Genomic DNA, 20,917 nt, shown 5'->3' on the forward strand with positions numbered 1-20,917 from the left:
CGTCCATGGCCGGATACGCAGTCATTGATGTCGAAACCACGGGCTTTGCCTACAAGACGACCGACCGGATCTGTGAAGTCGCGGTGGTCCTGCTCGACCGCGAAGGACGGCGCGAGGACTCGTACTCGACTTTGGTCAATCCGCAACGCGACCTCGGAGCCCAACACATCCACCGTATTGATGCGACCGACGCTCGCCTTGCGCCAACGTTCGAACGCATTAGCGGCGACTTAACCGCCCTCCTCGGGGGCCGCACGCTCGTCGCACACAACGCACCATTCGATATGCGTTTCCTCATCGCGGAGTACGCACGTACCGGTGTCACGCTCTCGATCACCCCGGACGATGCGGTCTGCACAATGAGCCTGGCGCGACAACTCAGCGTGCCGACAAAGCTGGCGGACGCATGCGCCTATTACGGCATCCCGCTCGATGGGGCGCACGCGGCCCTTGTCGATGCGGAGGCGACCGCGGACCTTTTGCTGCACTACCGAAAACATCCCGCCGTCGGCCACCAGTGGGACCGGCTGTGCTGCGCAGGCGAGCAACTTTACTGGCCCACGACGGAACCGTTACACACCCCGACTGTGCCACGCGGTGCCTCGGCCCCTGGCAGCGGACTCCTCGAGGCAGTAGTCACGTCGTACCAGCCACTCGCATCCAACGCGAACGAAGACGCATACCTGCAGCTTCTCGAGCGAGTACTCCTCGACAGGAAGATCACCGCAAAAGAGCGTCGCGACCTCGACGCTCTCGCCGCAAACCTGGGACTCTCCGAGTCGGCCCGTGCCGCTCTCCACCGCACATATCTGCTCGCCGTCATCGATAGCGCCTGCGAAGACGACGTCCTTACCGCGGACGAACGAGCGCACATCATCAATCTCGCGAGCCTCCTCGATCTAGAAGACATCGAAACCGAGGCGCTGCTCGCGCACGCCTCCACGAATGTCAGCACGGTCTCCAGCGACCTCAACCTCGCACCGGGAGCACTGGTCGTCCTCACCGGGTTTGGCGCCGCAGACAAGGCCCGGCTCACTGCGCTAGCCGAGTCTCAGGGGCTGGCGGTGTGGCCCGGCGTCAAGAAGGGCGTTGCAGCGGTGATCGCCAAAGAGCCAGGTTCCAACTCCGGCAAAGCGAAAAAGGCGCGGCAGACCGGGGTTCCCGTAGTTTCCGAGAGCGTCCTCACCTAACCCCGCGCAACACGTTGTTGTTTCACGCGTATTTGCACGACAAGAAAGACTGACACACATGACTTCCACGGTTGAAGACCTCCTCGACAAGTTTCTGTTCGAGTCGCAGTCCACTGCCGAGCAGGGTTCCAAGTTTGAGCGCCTGATCAAGGCGTTCCTCCTCAATGACGTGGAGTGGTCGCAGCGCTTTGACGCGGTGTGGGAGTGGATGGAGTGGCCTGAGCGCGAGGGCACGCGCGATACCGGGATTGACTTGGTCGCGCGCTACCGCGAGTCCGGCGACCTGGTTGCCGTGCAGTGCAAGTTCTATGACCCTGAGACGGTGCTGTCCAAGCAGCACATCGACTCGTTCCTGTCCGACTCTGGCAAGGACCCGTTCCAGGAGCGCCTGGTCGTGTCGACCGCGCTTCGGTGGGGGCCCAACGCCGAGGCCGCTATCCGCGGCCAGTCCAAGCCCGTGCACCGCATCGGCCTGCACGACCTAGTCGACAGTTCGATCGACTGGGAGCAGTTCGACTTCGCGACCCCTGAGATCCTGGAGCTGAAGGAGCGCAAGCGGCTGCGCCCGCACCAAACGGAGGCGCTGGGCAAGGTCCGTGCAGGCTTCGAGGAGCATGATCGCGGCAAGTTGATCATGGCGTGCGGAACGGGTAAGACGTTCACGTCACTGAAGATTGTGGAAGACCAGGTGCCGTTGGGTGGCTCGGTCCTGTTCCTGGTGCCGTCCATCGCACTGCTGTCACAGACGCTGCGTGAGTGGTCGATCGAGGCCGAGGCGTCACTGCGCACCTTTGCCGTGTGTTCAGACATCAAGGTGGGCCGCAATGATGACTCCCCCGAGATCTCTGTCGTCGACCTCGCCATCCCCGCCACCACAGACCCGCTCAAGCTCGCCGCTCAGGTCAAGAACCCGGACGTTGCGCAGAACCGCATCACGGTGGTGTTCTCGACCTATCAGTCCATTGATGTAGTCGCCAAGGCGCAGAAGGATGCGGGACTTCCCGACTTCGACATGATCATCTGTGACGAGGCTCACCGCACCACCGGTGCAACCTTGGCTAACACGGACGAGTCGGCGTTCGTGAAGGTCCACAACGAGGACTTCATCAAGGCCTCCAAGCGCCTCTACATGACTGCGACGCCTCGTATTTATGACGACAATTCCAAGGCCAAGGCGGGACAAGCCAACGCTGTGATCGCGTCCATGGACGACGAGAACTACTACGGACCGGAGTTCCACCGGCTCGGCTTTGGTGAAGCAGTGTCGATGAATCTGCTCACCGACTACAAGGTGCTCGTGCTTGCCGTCGACGAAGGAAGCGTCTCCAAGACCTTCCAAGGAACGATGGAGGCCAACAGCGAGCTCAAACTCGACGACGTCGCCCGCATCGTGGGCTGCTGGAACGGCCTAGCGAAGATCGGCCAAGCCGAACACGACTTCTCCGTCGACCCCGAGCCCATGAAGCGCGCCGTCGCGTTCTCCCGTGACATCAAAGCGTCCAAGCAGTTCGCGGCCATGTTTGACGAGGTCATCGGTGACTACGTCCGCAACCAGGGCATCGGCGAAGACGAGGGCGACCGTACACCGCTGGATGCGACCGTGCATCACGTGGACGGGTCGATGAACATCCTCACCCGCAACGAGGAACTCGACTGGCTCAAGACCGACCCCGGCGCAGACGCCTGCCGAGTCCTGACCAACGCCAAATGCCTGTCCGAAGGCGTAGACGTCCCCGCACTCGATGCGGTGATGTTCCTCAACCCCCGCAAGTCCGTCGTCGACGTCGTCCAGTCCGTGGGACGCGTGATGCGTCGTGCGCCGGGCAAGAAGTACGGCTACATCATCCTGCCCATCGGCATCCCTGCGGGGACGAGTCCCGAGGAGGCGCTACGGGACAACGAGCGCTACCGCGTCGTCTGGGAAGTCCTCCAGGCCCTGCGCGCCCACGATGAGCGCTTCAACGCGATGGTCAACAAGCTCGAGCTCAACAAGAGCCGTGACCAGCGCATCAACGTCATCGGCATCGGAGGCGGTCGCGACGACGACAACGAGTCCACCAAGCCCAAGACCGATGGCCCGCAGCACCAGCAGCTGGCGTTCGATCTCGCCGCCCTTGAAGAGTGGCGCGACGCGATCTACGCCAAGATCGTTCAAAAGGTCGGCACCCGTAGGTACTGGGAGGACTGGGCCAAGGACGTCGCCCAGATCGCCGAACGCCACCGCACCCGGCTGCTCACAATCCTTGACTCCGGTCACGCCGCCGACGAGTTCACCGCCTTCCACAAGGCCTTGCAGGCGAACCTGAACGACGGCATCTCCCGCGACGACGCCATCGACATGCTCTCCCAACACATGATCACCAAGCCCGTGTTCGATGCGCTCTTCAGCGAGTACGCGTTCGCCGACCACAACCCGGTGTCCAAGGTCATGCAGACCATGCTGGAAACCCTCGAGGGAGCCAACCTCGGGTCCGAGACCGAGCCCTTGGAGAAGTTCTACGAGTCCGTCCGCCTACGCGCCGCAGGCATCGACAACGCTGAGGGCAAGCAGCGCATCATCACCGAGCTCTATGAGCGGTTCTTCAAGCTCGCGTTCCCCCGCGCCGCCGACGCCCTTGGCATCGTCTACACCCCCACCGAGATCGTCGACTTCATCATCCGCTCCGTAGACCACCTCTCCCGTGAACACTTCGGCAGGGGACTCACCGACGAGGGCGTGCATGTCCTTGACCCCTTCACCGGCACCGGCACCTTTATCACCCGTCTCATCGCGTCGGGCCTGATCGAGCCTCACGACCTGGCACGCAAGTACGCGTCCGAGCTACACGCCAACGAGATCATGCTGCTGGCGTACTACATCGCCGCCATCAACATCGAAACCACCTACCAACAGCAAATGTCCGACGCCGGGGTCGAGGCCCCGTACGAAGCATTCGATGGGATCGTGCTCACCGACACCTTCCAGATGACCGAGAAAGACGACATCGACGACCTCCTCGTCTTCACCCACAACAACGCCCGGGTCGAAGCACAACGACAGCTGGACATCCGCGTCATCATCGGTAATCCGCCCTACTCCGTCGGCCAAACCTCCGGCAACGACAACAACGCCAACGTCAAGTACCCCCACCTGGACAAGTCCATCGAGACGACGTTCGCAGCCAAGTCAAGGGCAACGAACAAACGCAGCCTCTACGACTCCTACATCCGCGCGATCCGCTGGTCCGCGAACCGCATCGGCGACGCCGGGCTCATCGGGTTCGTGACCAACGGCGGCTTCATCGACGCGAACACAGCAGACGGGCTGCGCAAGACCCTCGCCGACGAGTTCACCGACATTTACGTCTTCAACATGCGCGGAAACATGCGTGCTACCAACTGGAAGGCAGAAGGCGGCCAGGTCTTCGGCGCTGGATCGCAAACGACTGTCGCTGTGACCTTCCTCGTCAAGAACCCAGAACGTGATCAGGACCGCGCGACCGTGCACTACTTCCAGACGCCTGACGCGGCCACACGCGAGGACAAGCTTGAGCTCGCCGAGTCAGGTTCTGCCAGAACCATCGCATGGCAATCGATCGAGCCCAATGACGCCGGAGACTGGATCAACCAACGTTCCGACCAGTTCCAGTCATGGCACCCCATAGGTGGCGGCAATGACGCCGCGTTCCGTACCTACTCCGGCGGGATCAAGACCAACCGAGATGCGTGGGTATACAACTTCTCGTCGACCGAACTCGAAGCCAACGTGCGCCGGATGGTCGACTTCTACAACTCGCAGGTCGAAGGCTACGCAGCTCACCTTTCGCGACACCCCGGCACCGACCGAAAGAATGGCGTCGACAAGTTTATTGACAATGACCCCACCAACATCAGTTGGAACCGCGCAGACAAGGCCAACGTCGCACGGGGTCGCACCTACGCTCTTGATCCCTCGCGCACTTTCGTAGGGGCCTACCGTCCATTCACCAAGCAAACGGTTCAGTTTCAACCGGACCTGAACGACATGGTGTACCGCATGCCGTCGATGTTCCCCACCCCCGGACACACCAACATCGGTTTCGACATCACAGGCGCAGGTTCCCATTTCGAGTTCTGCCTAATCGCCACAGACCAACTGCCGAACCTGCATTTGCTCGACACCGGCCAGTTCTTCGCCCGCTATACCTATGAGCCCGTCGAGGACGGCACGCTCGAACTTTCAGACGATGTCATCGACGGGTACCGTCGCCTCGACAACATCACCGACGCCACGCTCAAGCAATACCGTTCCTGGTATGGCGGCGACGTCACTAAGGACGACATCTTCGCGTATCTTTACGGCTTCCTCCACTCCCCCGACTTCCGCAGCCGGTTCGCTGCGGACCTGAAGCGTTCGCTGCCACGTATTCCACGCATCGGCGCAGAGCAGTTCCCTATGTTCCGTGACGCGGGGAAGGTGTTGCTCGACCTGCACATCGGGTACGAGAACGTCGACCCCTACCCCGTGGTGGTGGACGGGGTACCGGACAGGCTCTATGGCGACGCACTGTACGACGCGCTGCGGGTCCAGAAGATGAAATACGGCAAGCGGGGCAAGAGTCAAGACAAGACCGTCATCCACTACTCGCCGACGATCACGGTCTCCCGCATCCCCGAGGAAGCGCAGCGCTACATGCTGGGGTCACGCTCGGGCCTCGACTGGATCATCGACCGCTACCAGGTCAAGACGGACAAGGCCTCCGGCATAGTCAACGACCCCAACAACTGGTCGCGGGAGGTCGGTAACCCCCGCTACATCCTGGACCTCATCGCCAAGGTCACCACGGTGTCCGTCGAGACGATGAAGATCGTTGACTCCCTTCCTTCGCTCGAAATCGTGAAGTAGAACGATGAGGAACTTGCAGCAAAAGATGAGAGGTGTCGAGATTGAAGGCCGGTGACGAACTGCTCAGCACCGTATTCAGCAAGGATCACCGGTACGTGATCCCCATTTTTCAGCGGCCTTACATCTGGGATGAGCAAAACAACTGGCGTCCCTTGTGGGCAGACCTACGCAAAGCCGCCGAAGACGTCGAAGACGAGTCAGGGCATGAGTCCGAGGACCCCATGGAGTACTTCCTGGGAGCCTTCGTCACGCAGTATCGGCCTCCGACGCCCCGGCGCAAGCCCACGTCCGATGTGATCGACGGCCAGCAGCGGATGACCACCATCCAGGTGTTCCTCGCTGCCGCGCGCCGCGTCGCGACCGAACTCGAGTGCCGTGAAGCCGCGGACAACTTCGCATCGCTCACGAGCAATCGGGTGAGTCCCGACAGTGATCACCCCGAGGACCGGTTCAAAATCGCTCCACTCGCAAACGATCGGGCAGCCTTCGAGTGGTCCATGCGCCCTCCGGGTGATGAATCGACCGCGCCTGATCCAACGCACCGGTTGGTCCGAGCAAGTGACTGGTTTGAGCGCCAGATCTTGGCGTGGGCACGCGAGCACGGCAACGAGGCAGCGCGGCTCGACTATCTCCACTTCGCGATTGAACATCGCGTCAAGGTCGTAAGCATCTTTCTTGACGCGAAGGACGACCCCCAGGTCATCTTCGAGGTGCTCAACCACCGCGGTGTGAGTCTGGACGCAGCCGATCTCATCAAGAACCTGCTCTTCAGGGAGCTGGAGCGGCAAGGTGACGGCCACCTGGCCCACGAGCTCCTACACAAATACTGGAATGCTCTTGACTCGAGAGCGTGGCGCGCTGAGGTTACGACCGGCCGCGTTAAGCGATCACGGGTCGACGTGCTGCTCGCGTACTGGCTGAGTGCACAGCGGGGCGAAGAGACGTCGATCGAGCACCTCTTCGACGACTTCAAGCGCTGGATGCGGACCACAAGGTCCCGCGTCGCGGAGGTCATTCCCAACATTCGCGCGTATGCCGACACCATGGATCGGCTCGAGAACCTTCCAATCTCGGATCCCGTGGCTCAGGTCATTGATCGTATGGACGCAACCAATACGACCACGCCGTGGCCACTCCTCCTGTTCCTCCACGCGGAGGAAGCCGTGCCGGCTGAGCAGGCAACCGCGGGCGCGCTTGCCATCGACTCATTCATCATGCGGCGTGCGATATGCCGCGTGACGACCGCGGACTACAACCGGTTGTTCTCGGCAGTTCTCCGTGATCTCAAGGCAACCGACCTGTCACGCGCCGGCGACGACCTTCGGGATGCCCTCGCGCGCCAGACAGCCGTGAGCCGGGCCTGGCCGGACGACGAGACATTCATCGCGGGCCTGCGCAATCCAAATCTCTACCGCGACCTCATCCGCGCGCGGCTTCGCACCCTGCTCGTGGGGATCGAGAACCACCTCATGTCGCCGCGCTCGGAGCCTGGGAGCACCTATCGTTCCAAGACGCCGGCTCTATCCATCGAGCACATCCTCCCGGTCACGTGGCAAGAGCATTGGCCCCTCCACGACGATGAGGACGAGGAGGCGTACGAGACCCGCGAAGCGGTAGTCCATTCACTAGGGAATCTCACACTCGCCACCAAAAGCCTCAACTCGACCTTGAGCAACTCCCCTTGGTCGAAGAAGCGACACCTCCTGACGACTCATAGCCGCACACGACTGACGAGTGCGGCCGTTCTGACTTACCCCGGGTTGGCACAGAACTGGACGCAGGAAACTTGGGCCGAGGTCTGGGATGAGCTGCGCATCGATCTCCGTGCCCAATGGCTGGTGACATTGGCCCTCGAGGCCTGGCCGCGCCCCGACCATGTCCCTACGTTTGACGGCGACTTGCTGGCCACCGACGAACTCGTTCAACAGTCTCCGACGAGGGGCAGCCAGTACACAGAAGAGCGGTCCGAGCCGGGCCCCGTCCGGGAGCCGGCGGGCGCTACGCGTAGACGTAAACGCCGCAACGAGCACGCCGTCCGTGGTGACCTAGTCGCCCTACTCCGAGCAGGCCTCATTCGCTCAGGCGACACACTCCGATACTCGCAGAAGCGAGCAGGTGAGACGTACGAAGGCGTGATCACTAACGAAGGAACGATCCGCACGAACGCTGGGGTCTACCGTGCGCCATCGAGCGCCCTGATTGCGTTGATTGGGTCCAACATCAATGGCTGGACGGCGTGGACCCACGTTCAGAGCGGCCGAACCTTGGCGCAGCTTCGCTCTATGACGGAATGAGAAAGGGTCACAAGGACCTGCCCGCTCCAGCCGAAGGGCACTCGCGATCGAGCCGAGTCAACAACTCGACGACTTCAAACGGGCCGGAGCTCCCTGCCTCTGGGCCCAGCCAACAATAGGCCCGGATGTGCCATGCTCGACCCATGAGCGTTCTGGGACTCGATTCTTGCAAGGGTGGCTGGGTGGTTGTCACCGCGAATACCAGCGGCATCCTTGACATCGCTACCGCGCCGGACGTCAGCGCCGCGGTAGATCGTGGTCACACACGGTGGGGAGCGACGACCGTCGTCATCGATATTCCGATTGGACTTCCCGATCGGTCAACGCGCGCAACGGAGCGGGAAGCGCGCTCTCGCTTGGGGCCGCTGCGCAGCTCTGTGTTCGACGTGCCCATTCGCGATGCGATTTACGCACCCTCCCGCGCTGAGGCTGACCTCATTTCGCGCGAGCGAGCGGAGCGTGGCGTTGGAGCGCAGTCCTTCGCTCTGGCTCCCAAGATCATCGAAGTCGATGCCTACGTCCGCGACCGCGCGCCGTCTGGGATCGAGATCCGCGAGGGGCATCCCGAGGTGTCCTTCGCGGCGATGCAAGGCGCGCCACTTACCGCCAGCAAGAAGACGCTCAAGGGTGCACTCCTACGTCACTCGTTGCTAGCGCGTGCGGGGCTATCGGTTCCACTGGATGCGGAACTCGCGCTCAAGGGCACGGGATTTGACGACGTCTTTGACGCGGCAGCCATGGCATGGACCGCGCTCCGCATCAGCGAACGCGAGGCGTTCCCCCTCGTTGAGCCGCCCCAGCGCTTCTCTGACGGCATCGAGTGCACCATGTGGGTTTGAGTCTTGGCTGCACTACACGCCACGCGCTGGAAGCGCTACGGCCACGACCGCTTGTACTTCACCACTGCCGACGGCGATAAAGCGGGCTATCTCGACCTCGCCACGGGTACATACGAAGGCGTGCCCGCTCACCTCATGACTACGGCGGAGGAGAGCGCTGGCGACTGGTGCGCTCACAACGACGTCACACCTCCCGGGATGCCGCTGCGAGCCGTCACACCACTGCAGTCGGCCTCCTCCCCCGCGGAAACTGCGCCCGAGGACGCAGCGGAAGTCTCCCTAGCTCCGGCCGCACCCCAACCCGAGCCTCCCAGTCACGCCGTGCGCGAATGGACAGACCTGTCCACCAATGTGCCCGGTCAAGGGGTGCGCTTGGAAGCCGCGGCAGAATGGGAAACCGCCAAGGGCCGCTCCAAGATCGCCGCGTACGCGAACCGCTACGTGTTCAACAACCACACGCAGGAACGGGCTTGGCGTGTGGGCGCCGAGGGCGAGGAATACATCGGTGCCCGGCTCAATAAACTGCGCGACCGTGGGTGGCACGTGCTTCACAGCGTGCCCGTGGGAGAGCGTGGTTCGGATATTGACCACGTGGTGATTGGACCCGGAGGCGTCTTCACCGTCAATAGCAAGAAGCATCCCGGCAAGAAGATCTGGGTCGCGCAATACCAAATGCGCGTAGGAGGGCAGCCTGTGCCCTACCTCAGGAACTCTCGGCACGAGGCGGCGCGCGCCAAGCGACTGCTCGAGGCACAACTGGACTTTGAGGTTCCCATGATGGGCTGTGTCGTAGTACTCACCGGAACGCTGGTCCCCGAGGTGACATACAAGCAGCAGCCGGACGACGTGCGGGTTCTCGACAAGTGGGATGTGCCGCGGTGGTTCAGGAAGCGTCCTGAGGTCTTGGGCCCGGCGCGGGTGCAGGCGGTTTTCGACGTCGCGCGTAAGTCGACGACCTGGGTATGAGCCGTGGCCGGGCATTCTCCTCGTTGGGAGCTCAACCGCGAAACTCGGCGACGAGCTACTCCCGTGCACCCGTATCAACTGATTCCCCGATGCGGATGCCTAGTTGTTGCGTCTCATGAGGTCGGTATCGACGCGGATGGCGGCATCCACGGCCGGGCCGCGTTCACTACACGCAGATAGTCCTCCCGCGCGATGGGGGCAGTCGACCCTCCGTCCACGAGCGCAGTGACAGCCTCAACGAGGCCCCCGCACCCGGCCACGGCACGCCGCGCCGCCACGCAGTAGGCGGCGTCCTCGGCGCGACTGAACTGGGCAATCGACACACCGTCGCCGTCGCGTAGCGTCGCGCGCTCCCGTGGAGAGCCCTCGCCACACATCCACACCGGAGGCCCGTCGACGATCTGCTGGCGCAGCAGCGGAAGGATGCGGCCCAGTCCCGCACCTGCGGCCTCCACCACAGGAACCTGCCAACTGTCGTACCAGCCCGGCCCCTCGGGCACCGTCCGCGGTCCTCGCGTGACGGGGTCCCAGCCTTTCCAGAACCACGGGTGCGTCCGCACGTCGGCCGGGCTCGATAGCGCCCTGCGCAGCAGGTCAGGGTCGACGGAGTCCGTCACCGACTCGCTCACCTCGATGAGCGCACTCGCCGTGGCAAACAACATCGTCGCCCAGCCGCGCAGTCGCGAAATGCGCAAAGCGATGCCGCTGGTCTGTGCCCACGCAACGTGGACAGGAAGGGCGACGAGACCCGTGAGGGAGATGACCGCTCGCGAATCGCCATACCCCACGGACGGCTGTTGCCACGTCGGCACCGTCGCCTGCGGGACGAGGGCGCGTACATCATCGAGCAACACGCCCGCCGTTCCCAGCGCGGAATCCGCAGCGCCCCCAACCCGATCATCCATGGCGTCACTGTATCCACCCCCTCGGAATACCCCCGCCTCCCCCACCGTTGCCCTTCACGTACCCCACGTGACGCCTGCCCTTACCCAGGGCCTGTCCGCCACGCCACCCAACAAGGAAGGCCCACCCATGCGCGCACTCGTCCAGCAGCAGTTCGGAGACCCCACCAAGGTCCTCAAGGTCGAGGAGGTCGCCACCCCCAACCCGGGCCCGGGCCAGGCACGCGTGCGCATGATCCTGTCCCCCATTCACAACCACGACCTGTGGACCGTGTCTGGCAACTACGGTTTCAAGCCAGAGATGCCCGCAGGCGCTGGCACCGAGGCCGTCGGCATCGTCGAGGAGCTCGGCGAGGACGTCGATGGCCTTGAGATTGGCCAGCGCGTGGTCTCGGCCGGGACATTCGGCGTCTGGGCGGAGGAGTTCGTTGCCGACGCCGCCTCGCTCATCCCCATCGCGGAAGCCGTCCCCGACCAGGTCGCCGCACAGTTGGTCTCGATGCCGTTCTCCGCGATCGCGTTGCTCGACTCCCTGAACCTCGACGAGGGCGACTGGCTCATCCAAAACGCCGCCAACGGCGCCGTGGGACGCCTCGTCGCTCAGCTCGCCAAGGCCCGCGGCATCCACGTCGTTGGCCTGGTGCGTAGCCCCGAGCGCGTCGACGAACTGGCCGCCCAGGGCATCGAGGACGTGGTCGCGACGGACCAGGACGGCTGGAAGGACCGTGTCGCGGAGATCACCGATGGCGCACCGCTCAAGGTCGGCGTCGAATCCGTCGGCGGCACCGCGGCCGGCGACGTCCTGTCGCTGCTCGCCGAGAACGGCACCCTGGTGGTGTTCGGCGCCATGGCCTCCCCCAGCATCCAGCTCGCCTCTGGCGACGTGATCTTCAAGCAGGCCACCGTCAAGGGCTTCTGGGGTTCCAAGGTCTCCGCGACCATCTCTGCAGAGGACCGCTCGCGCCTGATGCAGGAACTGTTCGCGCGCCTCACCGACGGCACCATCACACTGCCCGTCGAGGCCGTCTACCCGCTGGACCAGATCGCGGACGCCGCGCGCGCCAACTACGTTCCCGGCCGCGCCGGCAAGGTCTTGCTCAAGCCATAGCCGCGCAGCCCACGCTTGTGTGGTCGGCGGCCCAAGCACTCAGCGCCGCCGGCCACACAGGCCGCAATACATCGCAGCCAGCCACCACCTCGTCCCCTACGATGGGTCTCACTCTCAACGCTGAGAAAGAGGATCCATGGCGGACACCACCGCAACCACGGGCCCGCGCTCCACGACGCCCAGCACCCTAATTATTGGCGCCGGCCCGGCCGGGCTCGCCGCGGCACGCGCCCTCGCGAATCACGGCTTGGACTACGACCACGTGGAGCGCCACCACAGCGTGGGAGGCCTGTGGGACATCGACAATCCCGGCTCCCCCATGTACGAGTCGGCGCATTTCATCAGCTCCAAAACCCTGAGCAACTTCCCCAGCTTCCCCATGCCTCAGGACTATCCCGACTACCCCAGCCACCGCCAGATCCTCGCCTATTTGCAGTCGTTCGCCAACCACTTCCACCTCACCGAACGCATCCAGTTCGACACCACCGTCACCGAGGTAACCCGCACCGAGGCCGGGCGGTTCACCGCCACTGTCACCGAGGCATCGGCCCCCAACGAGCCCATCCACCGCACCTATGACCACGTGATCGCCGCGTCCGGCGTGCAGTGGGAGCCGAACGTCATTGACGTGCCTGGCTTCACCGGCGAGGTGCGCCACAGTGTCACGTACCGCGATCCGCAAGAGTTCGCAGGCAAGCGCGTCCTTGTGGTGGGCGCGGGCAACTCCGGCTGCGACATCGCGTGCGACGCCGCCCGCACCGCAGCCCACGCGGAGATCTCGATGCGCCGCGGCTACTGGTTCATCCCCAAACACATCTTCGGCATGCCGGTGGACGTCTTCGCCGAATCTGGGCCCGCCCTGCCGATGGCCGTCGAACAGAAGGTTTTTGGCCGCCTGCTCCGCATCATCAACGGCGACGTCACCCGCCTAGGGCTTCAATCACCAGACCACAAGCTCTTCGAGACCCACCCCATCCTGAACGACCAACTGCTGCACTACCTGGGCCACGGCGACATCACCGCACGCCCCGGGATTGCCAGCGCAACCGGCGCGACGGTGACCTTCACCGACGGCAGCGCCCAGGACTTTGACCTGATCTTGCTGGCCACCGGCTACCGCCACACCGTGCCGTACGCACAGGACCTCTACGGCGACGAGCAGCACCCAGACCTGTACCTCACGGCCTTCAGCAAGCACACCGGCCTGTACGGATTGGGTTTTGTCGAGACCAACTCGGGCGCGTACCGGCTGATGGACATGCTCGCGGAGATGATCGCCTCCCACATCTGGGATCGCGCCCACCGCCCGCGTCAATGGGAGCGGTTCGAGCACCACATCGCCCACGACCGCCCGGACCTGACCGGTGGACTCCACCTCGTGGGCTCACCCCGGCACCAGGGCTACGTGGACTCTCACGCCATGACGCGCTATCTGCGCATGGTCGCCTCGCGCATGGGATGGGAGCTGCGATGAGCCGCACGCGCTGGGACGGCCGCGGCAAGGTCGTCGTCATCACGGGCGCCGGCGGGGGGATCGGCTCCGAGTTCGCCCGGCTCGTCGCCGCTCGGGGTGCCACGGTGGTGTTGGTAGACCTCAGGGCGCAGGCGGCCGATGCCGTCGCGGCCTGGCTACCCGGCTCCGGTCACGAGGTGGTCACCGGGGACCTCACGCAACGTGCGGAAGTAGACCGGGTACTCGCACACGTGCGGGCCCGGCACGGCCGCATCGACGTGTTGGTGAACTCGATGGGCATGACGAGCGCTGAGAGGTTCGACGAGCGCAGCCCCGAGTCCATTGACCGCGAACTCGCGGTCAACCTCAACGCGCCACTCATGTTCACTCGCTTGGCGGTGCCGCTGCTCAAGAAGTCGGCCGATGCCCGCGTCATCTCGGTCGTGTCCCTGGGCGCGATCTTCCCTTTGGGTGAGACCCCCATCTACACCGCGTCCAAGTACGGTCTGCGGGGCGCCATGCTGTCGATCGCGCTCGACCTCAAGCCCAAGGGCATCACCGTCGGCTCGGTCATGCCGTCCGCGACGGACACAAGGATGCTGCGCCAGGAAGCCCTCGACGGCGGCAACGCATTCCAGTTCCAAGACCCGCCCCAGTCAGCCGAGCACGTCGCCGCGACCATGGTGGGACTGCTGGACAAGCCGCGCCTGGAGGCCTACCCCAAGCGTGGAGAGTCCTGGCTAGTCCGCGTGGCACTCCTGTCCCCCAACCTATTGCCGCGCATCATGCCGCTGTTTCGCGCCAAGGGCGAGCGCGGCCAGGCCAGGTACATTTCGCACCTCAAGTCACGCGGTCTCGTCACTCAGGACGGCGAGCTTGTCGACGAGCCCACACCGGGCATCGGCCCTCACCACTAGGGCGAGCCTCCGCCAACGTGAGCCGGTGATACACGCACGCGGCGCACTTCAATCGTCGATCACGGCCTCGCCGCGCTCGGCGAGGGCCGCCAACGAGTCCTTCATCGCCTGCACCTGCTCGGCCGGGTGGCCCACCCAGTCGGTGAGTTCCCCCACGACTTTCACGGCGTGCCGAGTCCGGTAGGACCGCGTGGGGTTACCCGGGAAGCGCTTGTTCGTGACATTGGGGTCGTCCTCGAAGTCGCCGGTGGGCTCCACGATGTAGATGTGGCCCGGTCCGTCTCCGGCGGCAAGTTCGGCGCCCCACGTCGCCGCGTCGAGCGTGGCCGTGAAGTACAAGTGGCGAGAGACCCGACCGTCCTCGAAGTTGGACCCGTGCCCAGGCTCGAGCATCTGGCCAACCGCGAGCTGAGCCTTGGTCCCATGCAGGTAGGTGGCACCGTCCTCGTAAACCTCAAACGGAGTGGGAACTGCAGCCATAGTGGCGACCTTACTGCGCGCCGCATCGCGATGCGCCCCCTGCGCAAGCGCCCTCGCTGCGTGAACACCAGTGTCGCAGTGGCGCACAAGAGCAACACTCACATTCACACCGCACCCGCGGACCACACGCCACCCGCACGTGCCGTCGGGGCAGTAAACTGATGTGAGGGCGACCCGTCTCGCCCGACCTCCTTCGCGGCACTCGCGCTGCCGCCGACCGGCTCGCCGGTGGAGGCAAAGGGGACCGTGGAGTGCTCGACGCGGGACTGCCGTGTCACACGCGCGTCCCCGATGGCGCGAGCATGCGGGGCCGCGCTCGACAACGGGAGATTCCCATGACCAACCAAGAATCATTCAAGAAGCGCGTTCGGACGCGCATGGCCGCGACCGGCGAAAAATACAGTGCAGCCAGGCGAGCACTCCTCGAGAAAGCACAGCCGTCGTCGTCGGGCTGGGTCTCCCAGCCCGAGGTCTCCGACGCTCGCGTCACAGAGGCGACGGGAACAGGGTGGGACGCGTGGGTCGCGCGCCTCGATGCCGGACCTGGACGCGATGCCACCCACACCGAGATCGCGACATGGATCAACAGCAACTCGGACATTGGCGGCTGGTGGGCGCAGACCGTGACGGTTGGCTACGAACGCATCACCGGCATGCGTCTGCCCGGCCAAATGCCGGACGGCACGTTCACGGTGTCCCGCTCACGCACGTTCTCCGTGCCGCCGCAGGAACTGCGCGCCATCATCGAAGACGACGACTCACGTGCGGCACTCCTGCCCGACCTCACCGCCACGCGTGCGTCAAAGGCAGGCGTCAAGTCACCGCGCTACGCGCTCGCGGATACGGCCGATGCCTCAGCACAGCAACTGGGTCGCGTGCAGTTCGCGTTTGACGCCACCGCCTCCGGCACCAAGCTGACGGTCATGCACGAGAAGCTCGAGACATTCGCCGCGACCGACCCGTGGAAAGACTTCTGGTCGGGGTGGCTCGACGCTCTCGAAGCGGAGCTCAACGAAGGCTAGGTCGCGCCCGCTGCGCTGCGGAGCTCACGCGCTCGCGCTCGTCGGACAGTCCGGCGAGGGCGAGCGCGACCCCGTCGAGGCCCGGGCTGACAGTGGCGCTCAAGCCATCTGCGCTCGGGGAGCGGCCACGGCCCCCGACCGCTGCACGAGCCGCTCATAGACAAAGGGCGACGTCATCGCCCGCAGCAGCGCGGAGTAGTTCAGGCCCAGCCTCACTTCCTCCCCCGCCACCATGCGCGTGGGAGTCTCGAGCACCAGGTGGTCGCTGCTGGAGGCGAGCACCGTCGTGCCCGCCGACGGCGTAACGCCGTCGGGATCGACGTCCTGGCGTCCCAGCGCCACGATGGTCTGGATGATGGTCCCGCGCTCACGTGAGGACGGCACGGCACCAAAGGCCATCTGACCTCGCAGGCCCCACGACTGTGAGGGTTTGTCCAAGGACTCGATCACGGCGCCCACCAGGGCAAACGCGTCCTGACGCAAGCCCTCGATCGGCATGCGCGTCAACGGGTCGATCCCCAGCAGGATCGCCTCCCCCAGACGCAAATCGTTGACGCGGCCCACCCGGCCGTTCCCCAACGCCCACGCGAGGTTCGCAGAGTTCCCGCCGCTGACCAGTGGCGCCGCGACGCCGAGCTTGCCGGTCACCGTGGTCGCGAGCGCGGACAGCGCCGCCATCTGCTCATCCCCCGGGATCACACCGCTGCGGCACGCCAGGTTGGTGCCGATCCCCGCCAGGGTCACGTGGTGCGTACGCGAGATCGATCGCGCGAGGTCGAGCGCCTCCGCCACCATCACACCTTCGCGCAAGTCGCCGAGCTCCACCATCAGCACAATGCGGTGGTTCAGGGCACGTCGGCCCGCAGCGGCGGACAGCGCCGCCACCACGCCAGGGTCGCTCACCAGACTTGTGGAGGCGCAAGCGACTGCACGGTCGGCCCATTCGGGTGCGGGAGCGCGCAGCAGGGTCAATGGCACCCGCACACCCGCCTCGCGTAGGGCCTCGAGGTTCTCAATGCGGGAATCCGCGATGCGCGCCACACCGCCGCGCACCATGGCCTTGGCGACCTCGGGCGAGCCGAGCGTCGCCTTCGTCACTCCGGTCACCTCGATGCCGCGTGCGCGCAGCCGAGTGACCAGGGTGCGGGCATTGTCTTCGATGGCCTGGAGGTCAATTTCGATGCGGGGCACAATCACGAGGCAACCTCGACCCGGTCGTTGATGAGCGCGGGGAACGCCCGCGTCACCATCTCCACGAGCGTCGCGGGATGACCCCACAAGGCGTCGGTGACCGGCACCCCCAACTGAGCCTCATACAGCGCAATCGCCGCATCGACGTCCTGCCTCGTCATGCCCTCGTGGTTGATGGTCATCCCCACCACGGGTGCCCGCCCGAACGCCTCGATCAACGCAATCTCGCTCGTGGCGGTCGGCATGGGCACGCCTGGATAGTCACTGAGAACGTCCCGCGCCGGCGCATGCTGCATGATGACCGCGTGCGGCCGCGAGGCGCGCAGCACCACGGTCGAGCTCAGGTAGGCGGGGTGACTCAGCGCGCCCTGACCCTCGACAATGATGACGCGCGGGCGCTGTTCCTCCCAGGCAGCGACGACCGCGCCTTCGAGTTCACCCACGCCGAACTGCGCGGGGATGGCGTCCAACGCCACCCCGTACGCCGCACCCTGAATCAGCCCGGTCTGCCCCGTTCCGACCATCACCGTGGCGATGCCTGCGGCATTGAGGGCGTCGGTGAGGATCGTGCACGTGGTGCGTTTGCCAATCGCGCCATCCGTGCCAAGCACCGCGATGCGCACGCAGTCCACGCTGTCGATGGCCCCGTCGAACATCCGCAGTTCTTTGGTGGGGCGCGGGCGGCGCACGTCGTGCAAGGTCACGGACGCAATCTGCGCCGCGAGGACCATCTCCGGGTCGTCGTTGAGGAACTCGTGCAGACCGGACACGATGTCGAGCCCTCCATCAATGGCCGTCAGCACGGTGGCGCGGTCTGCCGCGGACATGAGCCCCGACAACGGCGCCAAACCGAAGATCAGCAGGTCAGCGCGGGGGCATTCCTCTAGCGAGGCCACGACGGCAATACCGTTGGCGACGCCGTCCAGCGCCACCCCGGCATCGGTCGCCTCGCAGGTGCTATCGATGACCGCGACAATGCGGTACCGCTCGGAGGCGCGCACGAGTCCGTTCGCGGTCTTGCCGTCAATGCGAGTGAACTGACCCTCGCAGTACACGACAGCGGCGGGTCGCGCGTCACCGCCCGCGGAAGCGGTGGCAGGGGAAACGGGAAAATGCGGGAGTGTCATTGCGACGTCCTCGAGTCAGTGCTCAGAGGAGGCGCCGGGAGGGCTGCTGGCGTGATGCCTGAGCCGTCAAGAGGTCCCCACCAAGAGGTAGTGGAGTGCCAGTCTACGCCGGTCCCCGCTCCCGAGCCGCCAGGGCCGCACGCCGCACCAGGTCTCGGTCGCCTTCGTCGCGCAAGCTAGCCACTGCACGGCGTTCCCCGCGCTCGGACGCCTCCACCAACTGCTGGGCCTCGCGTGGGTCGGCAACGTCGATCAAGTGCCCCAACACGCGCTGCACGCGCAGGCCAATCTCGACGAGCGCCGCCCCATCGCGCGCCACGGGTCGGAACGCGTCTTCGATGAGGTCCTCGAACCGCGGCTGGGGAACGTGGACGTGCGGGTACGGCACCTCGGGATCCGGCCGTGTGGTGAGGACGCGAATGAACACCCGCTCCAGGGCATTCAGCACCTCGATCGCCGTGCCGGGGTCATTCGTGGACGGCGACAGGGCGCGGGAGCCGATCTCCGACAGCGCGACCAGCCCCAGCCGGGGGTCCTGCTCGTAGGTGCGGTGGTCTTCAATGAGAAACGCGCCTCGCAGTTCGTGCGCGTCGGCGTCCGAGACCTCCGTGCGGCCCTCAACCCGGCCCAGCACCGTCCCCTTCCCCACCGTGACTCCCGGCAGCACGTCCACGTGGACACGGGCATCGGCCTTCCGAGCCCACCGTTCCAACTGCGCCATGCTGATTCCGGTCACACAGCCGGGGCTGTGGGCGCGAAACTCAGTCACCGGGCCGGGAGCATCCCTCGCGACCGAGCCGCCCAGGTGCGGCGCCTTGGCGTACTCGCATGCGGCGGTGGTCGCGGCGCGCTCCACGCGGTCGATGATGTCTGGCACCCGCCCAAATTCAGTGAGGTGATGTATCCAGCGCAGCAGCGTGACCACCACTGTGGCGATCACCACGAGCGTTGCGATGAACAAGACGGATCGCGCCTGCTCGCCGAACGCGTCGAGACCCAGTGCAATGATGCCCACGATCGCGAACACGAAGGCACCCAAGAACGTCGACAGCGCGTTTTGCGAGGTGGGGTCTTCAACGAGCAGCTGTGTGGCCCGAGGGGTGGTGCCCTGCGCGGCCGCCGAATATGCGGAGATCATCGCGGTGAGAGAGAACGTGGTGACCGCAAGCATGGACGTCGCCATGATGTTCAAAATGGTGCCGACGGAGTCCTGGCCCAGGTCAGCGCCCAACATCGGGAGGTATGGTCCGGCGAGCCACGCGACCAGCACGACGGCCACCGCGCCCACGGTAAACAGCACGAGCCGGAACCACACCTGTGCGGCGACTCGAGTCACCCATGTCTTCCACCACGCCATCGGATGCGCCGCCTTCCTCCAGTACTGGCCATTGTGCCTGGTGTCGCGGCCGTGTGACATCGTGGTGGGTATGAAGATTCTGCTCATTGGCCAAGGACACGTGGGTAGCGCGGCACTAGCGGCGCTCGCACCCCACCACGACGTGGTCGTCGCATCGCGCTCCACCTCACCCGCGTTGGATACGACCGACGAGGGCTCGATCAAGGCCGTGTTCGAGGAGGTCGGCGCGGTCGATGCCGTGGTCGTCACCGCAGGCAAGGTGCCGTTCGCACCCTTGGAAGAGTTGACCGCGGAGCAGTTCGCGGCCGGCTTCGCGGGCAAGGTGTTGTCGCAGATCAACGTGGTGCGCCTGGGCCTGCCGTTCGTCACCGACGGCGGGTCGTTCACGCTCACCTCCGGCGTGCTGTCGCGCGAGCCCATCAGGACGGGCGCCGCGGCGTCCACTGCGAACGGCGCACTTGAGGCCTATGTGCGTGCCGCCGCGCCCGAGCTGCCGCGCGGCGTGCGGCTCAACGTGGTGAGCCCGTCCGTGCTGGCGTCGTCACCACAGCACTTCCGGGCCTTCGCGGGGTTCTCGCCCGTGAGCGACGAGGCCGTGGGCCAGGCGTACCTGCGCGCCGTCGAGGGCATCCAGACGGGACGCACGCACACGGTCGACTGACGGACACGACGTGACGTGGGGCCGGGGGTTAGACGGTCAGCGCGACGTCCGCATACAGCGGCGCTTCCGCCGCCTCCCAGACGGGACGCAGATCGATGCGGCGCGCAGCGGGCTGCGGATCGTTCCAGTTCAGGCCGTGACGTTCCGCGATCGCGGCGATGACGTGGGTGGCGGTCGCCGCGCGAGTGTCCTTGACCTGGCAACGCCACACCGGCCCCGACGCGCTCGTGCTTGCGGGCCACACAAACGGGCTCGAGGCCCTCAGCCCCACACCGCGGTCACCCACGGGCTCAGGCCAAATCTCCAACACATCGGCCACAAACGCACGTACTGCCCGCGTTGGCAGAGTTCCGTCGTTCAACAGGTGCTGCCGAGCGAGGTCGTAAAAGTCGCGAACCGCCTCATCGCGGTCCGAGGGCAGGGGCCCCTCCCACACATGGATCACATGTCCCATACCAATGGACGGTAGAGAATGAAACCTGAGAATGTCCACAGATAACGCCACATGTGGACAAAAGGCACCAAATCAACCGTTTCGACCTCAAG

The 20,917-nt window shown here is 65.0% G+C and carries 16 protein-coding genes; 10 read left to right on the forward strand and 6 right to left on the reverse strand.

Going from position 1 to position 20,917, the window contains the following annotated elements; translation table 11 throughout:
* Positions 1 to 5 precede the first annotated feature (5 nt).
* The 5 genes from AOP75_RS01200 to AOP75_RS01220 all read left to right on the forward strand — a co-directional run bounded on the left by AOP75_RS01200 (position 6) and on the right by AOP75_RS01220 (position 10,153).
* Positions 6 to 1,190 carry an exonuclease domain-containing protein gene (locus AOP75_RS01200; protein WP_062076564.1) on the forward strand — a complete coding sequence of 395 codons (1,185 nt, stop codon included), beginning with the start codon at positions 6 to 8 and terminating at the stop codon, positions 1,188 to 1,190.
* 58 nt (positions 1,191 to 1,248) lie between these two features.
* Positions 1,249 to 6,054, forward strand: coding sequence for a DEAD/DEAH box helicase (locus tag AOP75_RS01205; RefSeq protein WP_062076565.1), 4,806 nt, complete (start codon positions 1,249 to 1,251; stop codon positions 6,052 to 6,054).
* A 32-nt stretch (positions 6,055 to 6,086) separates the two neighbouring features.
* Positions 6,087 to 8,348 carry a GmrSD restriction endonuclease domain-containing protein gene (locus tag AOP75_RS01210; protein ID WP_083966598.1) on the forward strand — a complete coding sequence of 754 codons (2,262 nt, stop codon included), beginning with the start codon at positions 6,087 to 6,089 and terminating at the stop codon, positions 8,346 to 8,348.
* 143 nt (positions 8,349 to 8,491) lie between these two features.
* Positions 8,492 to 9,187, forward strand: coding sequence for a DUF429 domain-containing protein (locus AOP75_RS01215; RefSeq protein ID WP_083966599.1), 696 nt, complete (start codon positions 8,492 to 8,494; stop codon positions 9,185 to 9,187).
* Between the two features lie 3 nt (positions 9,188 to 9,190).
* Positions 9,191 to 10,153 carry a nuclease-related domain-containing protein gene (locus AOP75_RS01220; protein WP_201774136.1) on the forward strand — a complete coding sequence of 321 codons (963 nt, stop codon included), beginning with the start codon at positions 9,191 to 9,193 and terminating at the stop codon, positions 10,151 to 10,153.
* 113 nt (positions 10,154 to 10,266) lie between these two features.
* On the opposite strand, the gene AOP75_RS01225 is transcribed toward AOP75_RS01220, so the two are convergent.
* Entirely contained in the window at positions 10,267 to 11,058 is a 792-nt protein-coding gene (locus tag AOP75_RS01225) for a hypothetical protein (RefSeq protein ID WP_062076568.1), read from the reverse strand.
* A 127-nt stretch (positions 11,059 to 11,185) separates the two neighbouring features.
* Between AOP75_RS01225 and AOP75_RS01230 the strand changes: the two genes are divergently transcribed.
* The 3 genes from AOP75_RS01230 (at position 11,186) to AOP75_RS01240 (ending at position 14,533) form a co-directional block, all read left to right on the forward strand.
* Complete coding sequence (locus tag AOP75_RS01230) at positions 11,186 to 12,163, forward strand: zinc-binding dehydrogenase (RefSeq protein ID WP_062076569.1); 978 nt, start codon at positions 11,186 to 11,188, stop codon at positions 12,161 to 12,163.
* Positions 12,164 to 12,299: 136 nt separating this feature from the next.
* Positions 12,300 to 13,637, forward strand: coding sequence for a flavin-containing monooxygenase (locus AOP75_RS01235; protein WP_174435788.1), 1,338 nt, complete (start codon positions 12,300 to 12,302; stop codon positions 13,635 to 13,637).
* Positions 13,634 to 14,533 (forward strand): SDR family NAD(P)-dependent oxidoreductase, encoded by a 900-nt coding sequence (locus AOP75_RS01240; RefSeq protein WP_062078270.1) that lies wholly within the window; start codon positions 13,634 to 13,636, stop codon positions 14,531 to 14,533. Before AOP75_RS01235 ends, AOP75_RS01240 begins: the two co-directional genes overlap by 4 nt.
* A gap of 48 nt (positions 14,534 to 14,581) precedes the next feature.
* On the opposite strand, the gene arr is transcribed toward AOP75_RS01240, so the two are convergent.
* Positions 14,582 to 15,013, reverse strand: a complete 432-nt coding sequence (gene arr / locus AOP75_RS01245) for an NAD(+)--rifampin ADP-ribosyltransferase (protein ID WP_062076570.1) — start codon at positions 15,011 to 15,013, stop codon at positions 14,582 to 14,584.
* A 335-nt stretch (positions 15,014 to 15,348) separates the two neighbouring features.
* On the opposite strand from arr, the gene AOP75_RS01250 reads away from it, so the two are divergent.
* Positions 15,349 to 16,035 (forward strand): hypothetical protein, encoded by a 687-nt coding sequence (locus AOP75_RS01250; protein ID WP_062076571.1) that lies wholly within the window; start codon positions 15,349 to 15,351, stop codon positions 16,033 to 16,035.
* A gap of 99 nt (positions 16,036 to 16,134) precedes the next feature.
* Here the strand turns inward: AOP75_RS01250 and AOP75_RS01255 are convergent, their stop codons facing one another.
* From AOP75_RS01255 to AOP75_RS01265, 3 genes are all read right to left on the reverse strand, one after another.
* A complete protein-coding gene (locus AOP75_RS01255) occupies positions 16,135 to 17,232 on the reverse strand; it encodes an alanine/ornithine racemase family PLP-dependent enzyme (RefSeq protein ID WP_062076572.1) in 1,098 nt (365 codons plus the stop codon).
* Positions 17,229 to 18,353 (reverse strand): N-acetyltransferase DgcN family protein, encoded by a 1,125-nt coding sequence (locus tag AOP75_RS01260; protein ID WP_062076573.1) that lies wholly within the window; start codon positions 18,351 to 18,353, stop codon positions 17,229 to 17,231. Before AOP75_RS01260 ends, AOP75_RS01255 begins: the two co-directional genes overlap by 4 nt.
* 103 nt (positions 18,354 to 18,456) lie before the next feature.
* Entirely contained in the window at positions 18,457 to 19,689 is a 1,233-nt protein-coding gene (locus tag AOP75_RS01265; RefSeq protein ID WP_161794515.1) for a DUF2254 domain-containing protein, read from the reverse strand.
* 91 nt (positions 19,690 to 19,780) lie between these two features.
* Between AOP75_RS01265 and AOP75_RS01270 the strand changes: the two genes are divergently transcribed.
* Complete coding sequence (locus tag AOP75_RS01270) at positions 19,781 to 20,371, forward strand: short chain dehydrogenase (protein ID WP_062076575.1); 591 nt, start codon at positions 19,781 to 19,783, stop codon at positions 20,369 to 20,371.
* Between the two features lie 28 nt (positions 20,372 to 20,399).
* Here AOP75_RS01270 and AOP75_RS01275 read toward each other — a convergent pair whose 3' ends face one another.
* Positions 20,400 to 20,825 carry a hypothetical protein gene (locus AOP75_RS01275; protein ID WP_152649905.1) on the reverse strand — a complete coding sequence of 142 codons (426 nt, stop codon included), beginning with the start codon at positions 20,823 to 20,825 and terminating at the stop codon, positions 20,400 to 20,402.
* Between the last annotated feature and the right edge of the window lie 92 nt (positions 20,826 to 20,917).

Source organism: Demequina globuliformis (assembly GCF_000975155.1).
GTDB lineage: Bacteria > Actinomycetota > Actinomycetes > Actinomycetales > Demequinaceae > Demequina > Demequina globuliformis.